Here is a 14596-nt window from a genome sequence, read left to right as displayed (position 1 = left end):
GTATCTTGCATTCATAGACTTGCCTGCCTTTCAAGGGTTGGATGTCTCGCAAGCCTATGCTCGCGGTGAGGTCGGCGGTGCGCCCTCCGGTTTCAACAAGACCTGGCGAATAACTGCCGAGGTGATGAAGCTCTCCCAATGATCGAGTGACTCTTTTGCTGCCAGATCTTCACCAAGGAAGGACGACAGCGTGTAGCGGTTCGAAAGGTAGAAGTATGCGAGTGCGGCGCTCATCAGATAGATGTCTCGCGCCCGAAGATCGGGCCGGAAGATTTTCCTGGCGACGCCTTGTTCAAGAACCGTCTGCATCAGCGAGATGGCAGGGGATGAATATTCTCGCGCCCGCATGGACTTGGAAATATGCTTCCCCCTGTGGAGATTCTCGCTATTGAGCAAGGTGATGAATTCCGGATTCTGCTGATAGTAGTTCCACATGAAGCGGACCAGTGTCGTCAAATCGTCGACGGGATTCTCCATGTTGAGCACCACCTTCGACTCCGCTTCGTTGAAGCGTCGATAGGTCTCTTCTATGACGGCAATGAACAGCTGCTCCTTGCTGCCGAAGTAGTAATAGATCATGCGATCATGAGATTTCGCTGCCTTGGAAATCTGATCGATGCGGCCGCCGGCGAAACCGTGCTTCGCGAATATCTTCGTGGCCGCACGCAGGATGCTCTCCTGCGTACCCTGTGCAGCGACTTCGCGTACACGGGGCCTTTTTGCAGCTGCGGATCCGGACGCTGCGCGTTGAGACGTGGTTGTTGCCATATTTTCGTGGAAGTGTTGTCTTGCTTCGGCGCGCCAATGGTAACTGGAGATTTACTGTTCGGCGAATGCACGCTCGATTACAAAGTGGCCTGGCGTTGAGGTATTCCCTTCCGCGAAGCCACGGTCCTCGAGCATTTTCTTGAGGTCGCGCAGCATGGCCGGGCTCCCGCAGATCATGACGCGATCCTCGGCGGCATTGATTTCCGGCACATTCAAGTCATTAAATAACTTGCCGCTTGAAATGAGATCCGTAACGCGTCCCATGGTTTTGTACTGTTCGCGGGTCACGGTTGGATAGTAGCGCAGCTTGCTCGACACCAGATCACCCAGGAATTCATGATTCGGCAGATGTTCCACAAGCAGATCATGATAGGCGAGTTCATCGACGGTCCTGACTCCATGAACCAGTATGATCTGGTCAAATTTTTCATAGGCATCCGGGTCGCGGATGATGCTCATGAAAGGTGCGAGTCCCGTGCCGGTAGAAAGCAGATACAGGCGCTTGCCCGGTAACAGATAGTCAGTGACCAGCGTTCCGGTCGGCTTGCGGCCGACGACGATCTTGTCGCCCACCTTGATGTGCTGCAATCTCGATGTCAATGGGCCGTCCGGCACCTTAATACTTAGAAATTCAAGATGATCTTCATAGTTGGCGCTGACAATGCTGTATGCCCGAAGCAGTGGTTTGCCATCCACGCGCAAGCCGATCATCGTAAAGTGACCGTTACTGAAACGCAGCGAGGAATCGCGTGTGGTGGTAAAAGTGAACAGGCTGTCCGTCCAATGATGAACACTTAATACTTCCTCTTCCTGAAGAGCACTCATGGTTTCTCCGCTATCTAAATGAATTCACAGATGAACTGAAGTCTTGGCCGGCCATGACATGCGATACCGGCTTAGGCTTGCACTTTCATATCCCGGGTCCGTTCAATACTTGGTCACGCTTAGCAGCAATGCAGTCTATCGCTCCAGAACGGACAGCTTGCCGGACTTTCCCTTCCATTCTTCGGCGTTCGGCAAGGCATCCTTGCTGCTCGAGATGGTCGGCCAGTTGATCGCAAGCTCCGCATTAAGCCCAGTAAAGACCTTGAGTTCCGACGGCACATCCTCTTCCGCGAAAATTGCATTGACCGGGCATTCCGCGACGCACACCGCGCAGTCGATGCACTCATCGGGATCTATCACGAGAAAATTAGGGCCTTCCTTGAAGCAATCCACCGGACACACTTCGACGCAATCAGTAAATTTGCATTGGATACAGCCATCGGTTACTACGTGGGTCATCGCGTTCTCCTGGCAATGGATGCCCTCAAATGGGGCTTGGCACTAAACGGGTGCGCACCGATGAACAGCAGAAAATGTAGAGCTCACAACACTTAAATGTAGTGTACACTAAACGAAAATGTAGTGTACACTACATTTCATCTGATGCGATGTACGATCAACACACCGGGATGCTGACGTCATGACCGAGCACACGAAAACAGATGGCCTGCCAGAGTTTGAGCCGCAAGTGCTTGAACGTGCCAAGCCGCGCAGCGAGCGCATGGCCGACAATAAGATAGAGTGCAATGCCTGTCCTGTTCTTTGCCAGATCACGGCTGGACGTTCCGGCGCATGCGACCGCTACGCCAATGTTGATGGCACGCTGGTGCGCGTCGATCCCGTGGTGCTCCTGAGGAAAACGATCGATGCGGATGCCGCGGTCGTGCCTTTCGCAGGGCGACAAAATTTGTCCGCGAATGAAGACGAGCACTCGATCGCTTCGCCAGAATGGAGCGGCGATCTGCTTCACGCGAACGCCACCTTCGTGACGGGTGTCGGGTCGTCGACCACCTATCCGGACTATAAACCGGCGCCATTCATCGTATCCTCCGAAGCCGAAGGCGTCGATATGGTCACGGTGGTCACCGAAGGAATCTTCAGCTACTGCAGCTTCAAGGTCAAGATCGATACCGACCGTTATTTAGGGCCGGAGCAAGCCAATGTCCGCTACAAGGGTGAAGTGATCGGGCACGTGACAACCGCCGAATACGGCTCGCAGATGCTGTCGCTTGGCGGTGTGCATCATCTCACCGGCGGCAGCAAGAAGGAAGGGCGCGTCACGGCCGAAATCATGCAACTGCTCGGCAACAAGCAGGCTGCGGAAGTGACCATTGACGGCGGTGCGCAAATGGTGATTCAGGCCGGCCGCGCACCCATCGTCAATGGTGTCGAAGAGCAGCGGATGCGGGTAGGCTGCGGCTCTGCCACCATCGGTATTTTTGCCAAGCAGTTGTATGGAAAGGTTGACGAGGTGATCGTGGTGGACGATCACATCACCGGGGTGCTGACGGAACATCAGGCGGGGCGGTGCCTCGACATGCGGCCGGCGGGTATCAAGATCCGTGGCCGCAAGTCGACGCCGGGCCGCTATTTTCAGGTTGCCAATCCGGGGACGGGCTGGGGAGGCACCGATATCGTCGACCCAACCAGTATCATTGAAGGATGGGACCCCGATGTTGCATGGCCGGGACTGCGGCTGTTGATGACATCAACCACTGGTGAGCATTCGGTATGGTTTGTTCTTGACGAGAGCCTGCGCATGGTCGAGCAGACTATGCCACCCGAAGTAAGAAGCGTTGTCGAGCGTATCGGCGAGAACTGCGAACCGTCGCTGACCACGGTGCTGTTTCTTGGCGGCGCGGGCGGGAGCCTGCGCGCAGGCGTCACTGAAAATCCGATCCTGCTAACGCAATCAATCAAGAAGTCGCTTGTGAACGTGACATGCGGCGGCGCACCCGCCTATATCTGGCCTGGCGGCGGCATCACCGTGATGACCGACGTAATGCGGATGCCGGATAACAGCTTCGGCACTGTTCCAACACCGGCTATTGTTGCTCCGATCGAGTTCACCATGCGGCTGGATGAGTACCAGGCTTTAGGCGGGCATATGGAATATGTGCGGCCGCTTTCGGCGGTGCTCGATTACGGTGCCTGGCATAATGAAGGCGCGCCTGTAAGCCGCAAGTGGATCGAGCCGATATCAGGCAACAGCTGGCCGGCCGCTGTCGGGCCAATGCTGGGCTAGGCGGGATGAGCGCGATGGCACCGCAGCGTGCTTACCTTCCGGACGGTCGAGTGCACTTTTCGCATGGACCAATCGATCTCGTGATTCAGGTTGAAGGATCTGCTGACGCGGTGCGGTCGGCGCACGAGCTTGCGTGGCAGCGGTTCAAGACGGTCTTGACCGAACTCGTGGACGAACTCGCGATAATTCAGCGACCACTGGGTGTGGCCGGCGCGTGTCCAGTTGAAGGGGGGATTGCACGCAGGATGTGGGCAGCCTGCTATCCCTTCCGTCATGGCTATATCACGCCGATGGCCGCGGTAGCCGGCTCGGTCGCTCAGGAAATCATCGGTTTCTATCAAGGGCCCGGCATCATGCGCGCCGCCGTCAATAACGGTGGCGACATCGCGCTCTATTTAAGTGCGGGCGCATCATATCGAGTCGGCATTTGCACCGAAATCTACACGGCCACCGATGCGGCACGCCGCGGCAACCTGCGCCCGGACGGTGAACTGTCCATTGATGCTGATTCCCCGGTGCGCGGCGTCGCTACCAGCGGATGGCGCGGCCGCAGCTTTTCCTTCGGCATTGCCGATAGCGTCACCGTGCTGGCCGATACGGCGGCACAAGCTGATGCAGCCGCAACCATCATTGCCAATGCGGTGAATGTGAATGACATACGCATCCGGCGCCTGCCGGCATGTGCGCTCAAGGACAACTCGGATCTCGGAGACATGCTGGTGACAGTGGATGTTCCTGAGCTAGAATCGGACGTTGTCGAGCATGCACTGCAAACGGGCCTGGAGCGGGCACACCATTTGCAAAGGGATGGATTGATCAGGGATGCGATTCTGACCTGCCAAAGGAAGGTGATGCATCTAGGATGCGGAATCGCATCCGCATCTGCAATTCGCCAGACCTGCATTGAAGCACCACGTAGCACTTCTCAATCGACTTGGGCAATGAACTGATGATGTGCTTTGGAGACCACTTCAGATGACGCCGAATAAAAATACACCGCCAAGCTAAAACGGTTTTGTCTCGTCCGCGCGATGCGTGTGCAAAGAATCGGGAGAAAGCTTCAGGCATTACTCAACGAGATGACCTGCACTCATCCCGGACCAAGTTGACCCGTCCATATGGAAGGAGCTGAAATGGCTGCAAAAATTCGAAAAGTGATTGTTCAAGTCGAAGAAACCCGGATGGAAATGGGCAGGCAGGTCAATCCTGCGGTGCGAAAAGCCTTGGCCATGGCGGTCATTGAGAACCCTTACTCGGGACACTACGCAGAATCGCTCGACGATCTGATTGCCATTGGCGAGGAATTAGGCGGCATGCTGGGAGAGCGGTGTGTGGCAGCGCTCGGCATCGAGCCTGAGCAAGCGCAGAGTTATGGCAAGGCGGCCATTGTCGGAGAGGGCGGCGAGCTCGAGCATGCAGCCGCCATCCTGCATCCGAAACTTGGGGCGCCACTGCGGCAGGCGGTAAGCCGTGGCGCGGCCCTCGTCCCTTCCAGTAAAAAGATGGGCGGGGTCGGAACGGCGGTCGACGTTCCGATCGGCCACAAAGACGCTGCATTCGTCCGGAGCCACTTCGACGCCATGGAGGCGCGCGTCGCCGATGCTCCGCGTGCAAACGAGATTGTCGTCGCTGTCGTCGTTACTGACAGCGGTCGGCCATTACCCCGCGTGGGAGGGCTTCAGTCTCACGAAATCAAAGGCGAGGACGGCTTGCGTTAATCAACGAGCTGCCTCCGGTGAAGGCATTGCTATACCAATCCCGTCAACAGGAGAGATGCATGAACACAATAAACAAGTGGGTTATAACAAGCGCTGTCCTTTGGGCAGCCGGCAGTGCTCTTACGGCGCAGGCACAAAACGTCATCAAGATCGGGGAGGTCAACAGCTACAAGGCACAGCCCGCTTTCCTGGAGCCTTACCGCAAGGGTTTGGAGCTCGCGGTAGAACAAGTCAATGCCGCAGGCGGCGTCAACGGCAAGAAGCTGGAGCTGATCATTCGCGATGACAACGGCAACCCCGGGGACGCTGTACGCGCGGCGGAAGAGCTGGTATCGCGCGAACGCGTGGACGTACTGACCGGCACTTTCCTTTCGCACGTCGGCCTTGCGCTCACCGATTTTGCAAAGCAGCGGAAAGTGTTCTTTCTGGCAGCCGAGCCGCTGACGGACAAGATCGTCTGGCAGAACGGCAATCGCTATACCTTCAGGTTGCGGCCATCGACTTACATGCAGGTTGCCATGCTCGTTCCCGAAGCTGCGGCAATGAAGAAGAAACGGTGGGCGCTGGTCTATCCGAACTATGAGTATGGTCAGTCCGCGGTGGCTACGTTCAAGGAACTGCTCAAGAAACAGCAGCCGGACGTGGAGTTCGTGGCCGAGCAGGCGCCGCCGCTGGGAAAGGTTGATGCGGGCAGCGTGGTACAGGCACTGGCCGATGCCAAGCCTGACGCCGTCTTTAACGTATTGTTCGGCGCCGATCTGTCGAAATTCGTGCGCGAGGGGAATACGCGCGGGCTGTTCCAGTCGCGCGAGGTGGTCAGCCTTTTGACTGGCGAGCCGGAGTATCTGGATCCGTTGAAGGATGAAGCGCCCAACGGCTGGGTGGTCACAGGCTACCCGTGGTATGGCATCAATACACCCGAACATAATGCTTTTCGTTCGGCATACGAGGCAAAGTTTAAGGACTATCCGCGCCTGGGATCCGTCGTTGGCTACAGCGCGATCATATCCCTGGCAGAGGGAATGAAGAAAGCCAAGTCGACCGAAACGGAAAAAATGATCGCCGCCTTCAAAGGCCTGAAGCTGACCACTCCGATGGGGCCGATCGAGTACCGTGCCGAAGATCACCAGTCCACCATGGGCGGTTACGTGGGCCGTACGAAAAATGAAGGCGGAAAAGGCGTAATGGTGAACTACCGTTATATGGACGGCGCGAAGTTCCTGCCATCGGCTGCCGAAGTTTCCAAGCTGCGTCCCGCCGAGTAGACGCAGGATCGGGCGACTGCGTGGACGGATGAAGAAGGCAGCTGTCCATTCGGGTCGCCTGGCTCCTGTCGCTGGCCCTGCGCGCTGAAATTGCAGGGCCAGCCTTCAATCTAATGGCTGAAAGAAAGAACGTCTCATGGACTTTTCAGGTTTCGCGGTTCAGCTGCTTAACGGTCTGGCAGGTGCTTCATCGCTATTCTTGGTGGCGGCCGGGCTTTCCCTTATTTTCGGGGTGACGCGCATTGTCAATTTCGCGCACGGTTCCTTTTTCATGATCGGAATCTATATCGCCTATACGCTTGTCGAAAAGCTGGGGGGCAGCATCGGTTTCTGGCCTGCCTTGCTGTTAGCGGCGATTGCTGTCGGAATATTTGGCGCGGTGGTCGAAATCGTTTTACTGCGTCGAATCTATCAGGCGCCGGAATTGTTCCAGCTCCTGGCAACTTTTGCTTTGGTTCTTGTTATCAAGGATGCAGTATTGTGGATCTGGGGTCCGGACGAACTGCTTGGGCCGAGAGCACCCGGATTCACCGGGTCTGTCGAAATCCTGGGCCGCCGCTTCCCCGCATACGATCTGCTCCTGATCGTGGTGGGTCCGGTCGTGCTTGGATTGCTCTGGCTGCTGCTTACACGGACGCGCTGGGGCACACTGGTGCGTGCCGCAACGCAGGATCGCGAAATGGTGGGCGCTCTCGGCGTCAATGAGGCATGGCTGTTCACCAGCGTGTTCGCGCTCGGCGCCTTGCTTGCGGGGCTTGGCGGCGCCTTGCAGTTACCGCGGGAACCGGCGAATCTGGAAATGGACATGGTCACCATCGGGGCCGCATTCGTGGTGGTTGTCGTTGGAGGCATGGGATCCATTACCGGTGCGTTCGTGGCGGCGCTGCTGATCGCTGAGCTGAAGGCAATCTGTATCTGGCTTGGCTTGGTCGAAGTCTTCGGGATCAGCATATCTTTCTCCAAACTGACTCTGGTGGTGGAATTTCTCGTCATGGCGGTCGTGCTCGTCGTGCGTCCATGCGGATTGCTGGGCAGGCCACAGGCGCCCACGCGTAACTCCGCAGCGGTTGAGGCGCCGCTGCGCCCCGCCTCGGGGCTTTACAAGATCGCAGGTGCTGCCCTCGTCGCCTTGCTCGTAGTCTTGCCGCTGTTCATCGGCGATTCTTCCTATACGACGGTGCTTGCGATTGACCTGATGATCGCGGCATTGTTCGCCGCCAGTCTCCATTTCATCATGGGGCCGGCGGGCATGCATTCGTTTGGACATGCGGCTTATTTCGGATTGGGAGCCTATGGCGCCGCGCTCCTGGCTCGCAATGCGGGACTGCCAATGGAAGCAGCACTCGCGCTTGCGCCGCTCGTCGGAGCGGCCGGCGCGTTGCTCTATGGCTGGTTCTGCGTCCGCTTGTCAGGCGTGTACCTTGCGATGCTGACCCTGGCGTTCGCACAGATCACGTGGGCAATCTGTTACCAGTGGGACGCCGTCACCGGTGGCAGCAACGGTCTGACCGGTGTATGGCCATCGGATCGATTTTCGGACAAGACGGCCTATTACTATCTGGCGCTCGCCATCGTCGCCGCCGGCGTGTTCATGCTGCGCCGCATCCTGTTTTCTCCATTCGGATATGCATTGCGTGCGGGCCGCGATTCCGTGCTCAGGGCTGACGCCATCGGAATGGACGTGAAACGGCTGCAGTGGGCAGGCTTCATCCTTGCCGGTTATACAGCGGCTATCGCCGGAGCGCTGTTTGCCTTCTCCAAAGGAAGCATTTCGCCGGAAAGCCTGCATGTCGCAAGATCGGTCGACGGCATTGTCATGGTGATGCTTGGCGGCATACAAACCTTGATCGGCCCGATTGTAGGTGCCGTGACGTTCAATTGGCTGCATGATACGGTAGCACGCAGTACCGACTACTGGAGGGCGATGCTGGGCGGCATTATCCTGCTCCTTGTTCTGCTTTTCCCCCAGGGGATCGCAGGTTTCATCCGGCAGGTATTTGAACATGCCCGTCAAGCAAAGGAGGCACGCTGATGAGTTTGCTAACGGTAACCAACCTTGGAAAATCCTTTGGCGGCGTCAAGGCCGTGGACGGCATCAGTTTCGATCTGCATGCCGGGGAGCTGCTTGCCCTGATCGGGCCGAACGGCGCGGGAAAATCCACCACCTTCAACATGGTGAATGGCCAGCTCAAGGCCGACGTAGGCTCCATCCGGCTTGCCGAGCATGAACTGGTGGGGCTCAAGCCGCGCGACATCTGGCGGCTTGGCGTGGGACGAACTTTCCAGATTGCAGAGACCTTCGCTTCATTGACAGTGGTCGAGAACGTCCAGATGGCCTTGCTTTCAGCTGATCGCAAACTGTTTTCCATGTGGCGCAAGGCTGCCGCGTACAAGCGCGAAGAGGCGATTGAATTGCTTGAACAGGTTGGCATGGCTGCGCAGGCTGACCGCCCCTGCAGCGTGCTTGCTTATGGAGACGTCAAGCGGGTCGAGCTCGCGATCGCCATGGCAAACCGGCCGAAGCTGTTGCTGATGGATGAACCCACCGCCGGAATGGCCCCCAAGGAACGCAATGAACTGATGGCGCTCACCAAAAAGCTGGTTGTCGAGCGCAATATGGCGGTGCTTTTTACGGAGCACAGCATGGATGTCGTATTCACCTATGCGGACCGCATGATTGTGCTGGCGCGCGGGCGGCTCATCGCCGGCGGGGCACCGAGCGAAATTCGTGATCATCCGAAAGTGCAGGAAGTCTACTTCGGAACCGGCAAGACGTTCGAGAAACCGTCTATTTCGAAGGAGGTCGCGTGATGCTGGCCACAACGCAAACCGAAACGCAAGTCGCAACGGATGGCATGCCAGGCGTAACAGCGCAAGACGACAAACTGCTGGACGTCCAGGCTCTCGATGCATGGTACGGCGCGGCGCAGATCCTTTTCAACGTTGATCTGAACGTCCGCCGCGGCGAAGTCGTCGCCCTGATGGGACGCAATGGTGCCGGAAAATCGACCACGCTTAAAGCCATCATGGGACTGCTGAATAAGCGGCGCGGGAGTTTGTCGTTCATGGGGCACGACATATCGTCCTTGCGGACTCACGAGATCGCCGCACAAGGCTTGGGATTCGTACCGGAAGACCGCCGGATTTTCACCGACCTTACCGTGATGGAAAACCTGTACGTAGGGCAGCAGGCCAAGCGTCGCTGGCCGGAAGGATCGCCGGCGCCGGAGTGGACGCCCGAGCGTCTTTTCAAGCTCTTCCCGAACCTGGGAGAAATGCCCGATCGTCCCGGCGGGCGCATGAGTGGCGGCGAGCAGCAGATGCTTACGGTTGCCCGCACGCTGATGGGCAATCCATATCTCGTTTTGCTGGACGAGCCATCGGAAGGCGTCGCGCCGGTGATCGTTGAACAGATGGCACAGATGATCATCGAGCTGAAGGCTCAGGGCGTCAGCATTCTTTTGTCGGAGCAGAACATGCATTTCGCGGAGCTTGTATCGGACCGGGCATATGTACTCGAAAAGGGCCAGATCCGCTTTCAGGGTTCGATGGAGGAGCTGGCAGCGAATGCCGCCGTAAGAAAAGCCTATCTCAGCGTTTGAGTCCCGAGGAATGAAAGCATCATCGCCTCCCTTCTCGCTGCTGGTCAACGGCGAGCGGCATTGTCTCGATGTGCCGCATGAGGCACCGCTCTTGTATGTCTTGCGCAACGATCTCGGGCTTAACGGCCCGAAGTACGGTTGTGGGCTGGGGCAATGCGGCGCATGTACCGTGCTGATGGATGACAAGTGCGCGCGGTCCTGCGTGATTCCGGCAGGCGGTGCTGCAGGCCGGGCAATCACTACCCTCGAAGGGCTGGGAACCAGGACCCATCCTCACTTCGTCCAGCAGGCATTCATTGAGCGTCAGGCGGCGCAATGCGGCTATTGCCTTAACGGGATGATCATGGCAACTGTCGGTTTGCTGCAGAAAAATCCGCATCCTACCGATAGCGAGATCATCGATGCCCTGGCTCACAACCTGTGTCGCTGCGGCACCCACATAGAAATACTGGAAGCGGTGCATCGCGCAGTGGAACTGCTTGCCGCTCGCAATGAGGAGTCGACATGACGCGTCGCGCCGATAGGCCATACAACCGGCGCGATTTTCATGACGCGTCCGGAGTACTGTTGATTACGCGCGAGCCGCCACCGCCGCCACCCGCGGTCAAGGGGCAGCCTGCCGCCGTGCCCGGCAACCCCGCAGAGGGTGTCGAGATCCTGATCGCCATCTGGGATGACGGCAGCATTACCGCATTGAATGGACATGTCGATCTTGGCACGGGCATTCGTACCGCTCTGGCCCAAATCGTCGCCGAAGAGCTCGATGTCGGTATGGAACGGATCAACGTGGTACTTGGCGATACGACACGTGCGCCAAATCAGGGCGCAACCATTGCAAGCTCCTCCATACAGATCCATGCCGTTCCCTTGCGTACCGCCGCGGCACAAGCACGTGCCTGGCTGATGACGCATGCGGCGGAGCACCTTGGTGTGCCGAGCGGCGAACTGACGGTGAATGACGGTACGGTGTCGGTCAGCGGTGGCAGCCAACCGGATCGTTCGGTCAGCTACGGCGATCTTGTCAAAAACCGCCACGTCGAATTATTGCTCGATACTAGCGTGTCGCCGAAGCGACCGGAAGACTATAAGGTCGTGGGGAAGGATGTGCCGCGCGTTGACATTCCCGCCAAGGCAACGGGAGAGTCGATCTTCGTCCATGACGTTCGTGTTCCGGGAATGCTGCACGGGCGAGTCGTACGACCGCCTTACGCTGGCGCAGATCACGGCGAATTTATCGGAAATTCCCTGGAATCCGTGGACAGGCAATCGATCGCGCACATTCCGGGAATCGTGGCGATCGTGGTGATACGCGACTTTGTCGGCGTTGTCGCCATGCGTGAAGAGCATGCCGAACAGGCGATGCGGGAACTCGCACTGAAGTGGAAGGAATGGCCCGCCTTGCCCGATCTTGGCGATCTTGAGATCGCTTTGCGGAATAACCCGTCGAGCAGGAGAGTGGTCGCGGAGCAGGGCGACGTGGAGGCCGGGTTGGCAAACGCCGCGGTGCGCATGGACCGCACCTATGTCTGGCCATATCAGCTGCATGCCTCCATTGGACCTTCATGTGCGGTCGCCCATTGGCACGAAGATCGCATGACGGTGTGGACCGGTAGCCAGAATCCGCATGTGCTGCGCGCTGATCTTGCCAAGCTCGTGGAGTTGCCGGACCTTGCCATCGATGTCATCCGCATGGAAGCCTCAGGCTGTTATGGACGTAACTGCGCCGACGACGTGGCCGCGGACGCCGCCCTTCTATCGCGCGCGGTAGGGGCACCTGTGCGAGTGCAGCTGACACGTGAGCAGGAGCACCAATGGGAACCGAAAGGTGCGGCACAACTGATGGAAGTGCGCGGCGGCCTGAATGCCGACAGTAGTGTTGCGGCGTACGACTTTCAGACATCGTATCCATCGAATGGCGCTGTCACGCTGGCTTTACTGTTGACCGGCAAGGTAAGCGCACAACCGATTGCTTATGAAATGGGAGATCGCACATCGGTGCCCCCGTACGCCTATGAAAATCTGCGCGTAACAATCAACGACATGGCGCCGATTCTTCGTGCGTCATGGCTGCGCGGCGTATCGGCATTGCCCAACTCTTTTGCCCATGAGTGCTACATCGATGAACTGGCCGCCGAGGCCGGGGTCGATCCCGTAGAGTTTCGGCTTCGGTATCTGAAAGACGAACGGGCTTTGGAACTTGTCCGTGCCACTACGGAACGCGCGGGCTGGCTTCCGCATACGAAACCGCAGCAGCAGTCGCCGGATGGTGAATTTCTCAAGGGGCAGGGGTTCGCCTACGCACGTTACATCCATAGCCGCTTTCCCGGCTTTGGCGCCGCCTGGGCCGCCTGGGTCGCCGATGTGGAGGTTAATCGCAACACCGGGGAAGTGCATGTACGGCGGGTAGTGGTCGGCCATGATGCCGGGCTCATGATCAATCCTGCCGGCGTCAAGCAGCAGATCCATGGCAACGTCCTTCAAACCACCAGCCGCGCCCTTAAGGAAAAGGTGCAGGTGGAGCCGGTTCACAATACCGTTGTGAACAAGGAATGGGGAAGTTACCCGATTCTCAATTTTCGGGAGGTGCCCATCATCGATGTCATGATGATGCCGCGCCCCGACCAGCCGCCACAGGGCGCCGGCGAATCATCTTCCGTACCGGGAACCGCCGCGATCGCAAATGCGATCTTTGATGCGACGGGCATACGCTTCAGGCAGCCGCCTTTTACTCCGGAGGTGGTGAAAGCTGCCCTGAATCCAGTTGCTCCCGCACCGGCAACGCCACCCCGCACGAGACGTTCATGGTGGAAGGTGCCGGGCGCGCTGCTGGCGGGTATCGCAGGCATCGGCGCGGCCGCTTTCGGTTGGAAACCCGCGATCCCGGAAATCAACACAGCCACGACCTCGATTTATTCTCCGACCGTCATTGAACGTGGTCGCCTGCTGGCAGCGGCAGGTGATTGCGTTGTTTGCCATACCGCGCCGAACGGCAGGCGCAATGCAGGGGGAAGGGCGCTTGACACGCCTTTTGGCAAAATCTATACGACTAACCTGACGCCCGATCCCGAGACCGGTATCGGCAAATGGTCTTTCACCGCATTCCAGCGCGCCATGCGGGAGGGTATTTCACGTGACGGTCGGCACCTGTATCCCGCCTTTCCTTATACCTCCTTCACCAGGACAACGGATGAAGACCTGATGGCAATCTATGCGTATCTGATGTCGCAGGATCCGGTACGCGCCGAAGTTCCAGCGACGAAGCTTGCCTTTCCTTACAACATCCGCCCATTGATGGGGATGTGGAATGCGCTGTACCTGGATCCTGGTCCGGTTGCGGATGACCGTAACCGCTCCATGCAATGGAACCGTGGAGCTTATCTTGTCAATGGCCTTGGCCATTGCACCGCTTGCCATACGCCACGAAATACCTTAGGGGCCGAAAAGGCAGGAAGGCACTTCCTCACCGGCGCGATGATCGATGGCTGGGAGGCACCGCCGCTGACATCCATTACCCACGCTCCGGTACCATGGACCGAACAGGAGTTATTTCGCTACTTGCGTTACGGGCATACCGAGCAGCATGGCGTTGCTGCCGGACCGATGGCACCGGTAGTACGGGAACTATCCCTGTTACCGGAAGAGGATGTGCGGGCCATGGCTCATTACCTTGCATCATTCAACCAACCTGCCGAAGCGGGTGAGGCTGCCGCAAGAGTCTCCGGACTGACGGCTGCAGCCAAGGCCCAGAGCGAACGCATCGTGAGTACTGACAGCCGTCTGTTCTCGGCTGCATGCGGTAGTTGCCACCATGATGGAAGCGGCCCTGATTTGCCTGGGGTGAACAGTCCGCTTGCTTTAAACAGCAATTTGCATAGCAGGACCCCGAACAACTTAATACAGACCATTCTGAGTGGTGTAAGGGAACCTGCAAATCGCCAAGGCGGATACATGCCAGCCTTCAGGGACAACTTGAGCGACGAGCAGATTGCCCGCATTGCTAACTACATGCGCCAACGATATGCCTCGGAAAAACCGGCATGGGAAGGCGTGGAGTCAACGGTGTCCAGGTTGCGGGCCAGCGGGGTTGCGCAGCATTAGTCAACGCTGGAACGGCTCAGGATGTCGTTGTCCATCCTTGGCGTGGGAGAACCATGAGTTTGTCTGTAGCCCGAT

Annotated in this window: 12 protein-coding genes; 9 read left to right on the top strand and 3 right to left on the bottom strand. The window is 58.0% G+C overall.

The window, feature by feature from the left end; genetic code table 11:
• Positions 1-54: 54 nt before the first annotated feature.
• The 3 genes from RY831_RS18945 to fdxA form a co-directional block, all read right to left on the bottom strand.
• On the bottom strand, positions 55-768 hold the full coding sequence (locus RY831_RS18945; RefSeq protein WP_326507946.1) for a TetR/AcrR family transcriptional regulator: 714 nt from the start codon (positions 766-768) through the stop codon (positions 55-57).
• 51 nt (positions 769-819) lie between these two features.
• Positions 820-1593, bottom strand: coding sequence for a ferredoxin--NADP reductase (locus RY831_RS18940; protein WP_326507945.1), 774 nt, complete (start codon positions 1591-1593; stop codon positions 820-822).
• A 135-nt stretch (positions 1594-1728) separates the two neighbouring features.
• A complete protein-coding gene (gene fdxA, locus RY831_RS18935; RefSeq protein WP_326507944.1) occupies positions 1729-2052 on the bottom strand; it encodes a ferredoxin FdxA in 324 nt (107 codons plus the stop codon).
• A 181-nt stretch (positions 2053-2233) separates the two neighbouring features.
• Here fdxA and RY831_RS18930 point away from each other — a divergent pair, with 181 nt between their 5' ends.
• The 9 genes from RY831_RS18930 (at position 2234) to RY831_RS18890 (ending at position 14521) form a co-directional block, all read left to right on the top strand.
• Positions 2234-3838: a 6-hydroxynicotinate reductase gene (locus RY831_RS18930; RefSeq protein ID WP_326507943.1), complete on the top strand. Its 1605-nt coding sequence runs from the start codon at positions 2234-2236 to the stop codon at positions 3836-3838.
• A 14-nt stretch (positions 3839-3852) separates the two neighbouring features.
• Positions 3853-4788 carry a UPF0280 family protein gene (locus RY831_RS18925; RefSeq protein ID WP_326507942.1) on the top strand — a complete coding sequence of 312 codons (936 nt, stop codon included), beginning with the start codon at positions 3853-3855 and terminating at the stop codon, positions 4786-4788.
• A 183-nt stretch (positions 4789-4971) separates the two neighbouring features.
• Positions 4972-5556 (top strand): amino acid synthesis family protein, encoded by a 585-nt coding sequence (locus RY831_RS18920; protein WP_326507941.1) that lies wholly within the window; start codon positions 4972-4974, stop codon positions 5554-5556.
• A 59-nt stretch (positions 5557-5615) separates the two neighbouring features.
• Positions 5616-6821 (top strand): ABC transporter substrate-binding protein, encoded by a 1206-nt coding sequence (locus RY831_RS18915; protein WP_326507940.1) that lies wholly within the window; start codon positions 5616-5618, stop codon positions 6819-6821.
• Positions 6822-6957: 136 nt separating this feature from the next.
• Positions 6958-8853 (top strand): ABC transporter permease, encoded by a 1896-nt coding sequence (locus RY831_RS18910; RefSeq protein ID WP_326507939.1) that lies wholly within the window; start codon positions 6958-6960, stop codon positions 8851-8853.
• Positions 8853-9632, top strand: coding sequence for an ABC transporter ATP-binding protein (locus RY831_RS18905; RefSeq protein WP_326507938.1), 780 nt, complete (start codon positions 8853-8855; stop codon positions 9630-9632). The genes RY831_RS18910 and RY831_RS18905 overlap by 1 nt, the downstream gene beginning before the upstream one ends.
• A 44-nt stretch (positions 9633-9676) precedes the next feature.
• The gene (locus RY831_RS18900) at positions 9677-10423 is read left to right on the top strand and encodes an ABC transporter ATP-binding protein (protein ID WP_326508035.1); all 747 of its coding nucleotides are present in this window, start codon (positions 9677-9679) and stop codon (positions 10421-10423) included.
• Between the two features lie 10 nt (positions 10424-10433).
• The gene (locus RY831_RS18895) at positions 10434-10931 is read left to right on the top strand and encodes a (2Fe-2S)-binding protein (protein WP_326507937.1); all 498 of its coding nucleotides are present in this window, start codon (positions 10434-10436) and stop codon (positions 10929-10931) included.
• Positions 10928-14521, top strand: coding sequence for a molybdopterin cofactor-binding domain-containing protein (locus tag RY831_RS18890; RefSeq protein WP_326507936.1), 3594 nt, complete (start codon positions 10928-10930; stop codon positions 14519-14521). The genes RY831_RS18895 and RY831_RS18890 overlap by 4 nt, the downstream gene beginning before the upstream one ends.
• Positions 14522-14596: the final 75 nt, after the last annotated feature.

The organism is Noviherbaspirillum album (assembly GCF_035916955.1).
GTDB classification, from domain to species: domain Bacteria; phylum Pseudomonadota; class Gammaproteobacteria; order Burkholderiales; family Burkholderiaceae_D; genus Noviherbaspirillum; species Noviherbaspirillum album.
Note: the sequence above shows the minus strand (reverse complement) of the source record. Positions and strands in the feature narration are given on the sequence as shown.

Excerpts from the sequence above, each read along its gene's own strand:
- RY831_RS18945 (WP_326507946.1), bottom strand. The coding sequence starts at position 768 with ATGGCAACAACCACGTCTCAACGCGCAGCGTCCGGATCCGCAGCTGCA.
- RY831_RS18940 (WP_326507945.1), bottom strand. The coding sequence starts at position 1,593 with ATGAGTGCTCTTCAGGAAGAGGAAGTATTAAGTGTTCATCATTGGACG.
- fdxA (WP_326507944.1), bottom strand. The coding sequence starts at position 2,052 with ATGACCCACGTAGTAACCGATGGCTGTATCCAATGCAAATTTACTGAT.
- RY831_RS18930 (WP_326507943.1), top strand. The coding sequence starts at position 2,234 with ATGACCGAGCACACGAAAACAGATGGCCTGCCAGAGTTTGAGCCGCAA.
- RY831_RS18925 (WP_326507942.1), top strand. The coding sequence starts at position 3,853 with ATGGCACCGCAGCGTGCTTACCTTCCGGACGGTCGAGTGCACTTTTCG.
- RY831_RS18920 (WP_326507941.1), top strand. The coding sequence starts at position 4,972 with ATGGCTGCAAAAATTCGAAAAGTGATTGTTCAAGTCGAAGAAACCCGG.
- RY831_RS18915 (WP_326507940.1), top strand. The coding sequence starts at position 5,616 with ATGAACACAATAAACAAGTGGGTTATAACAAGCGCTGTCCTTTGGGCA.
- RY831_RS18910 (WP_326507939.1), top strand. The coding sequence starts at position 6,958 with ATGGACTTTTCAGGTTTCGCGGTTCAGCTGCTTAACGGTCTGGCAGGT.
- RY831_RS18905 (WP_326507938.1), top strand. The coding sequence starts at position 8,853 with ATGAGTTTGCTAACGGTAACCAACCTTGGAAAATCCTTTGGCGGCGTC.
- RY831_RS18900 (WP_326508035.1), top strand. The coding sequence starts at position 9,677 with ATGCCAGGCGTAACAGCGCAAGACGACAAACTGCTGGACGTCCAGGCT.
- RY831_RS18895 (WP_326507937.1), top strand. The coding sequence starts at position 10,434 with ATGAAAGCATCATCGCCTCCCTTCTCGCTGCTGGTCAACGGCGAGCGG.
- RY831_RS18890 (WP_326507936.1), top strand. The coding sequence starts at position 10,928 with ATGACGCGTCGCGCCGATAGGCCATACAACCGGCGCGATTTTCATGAC.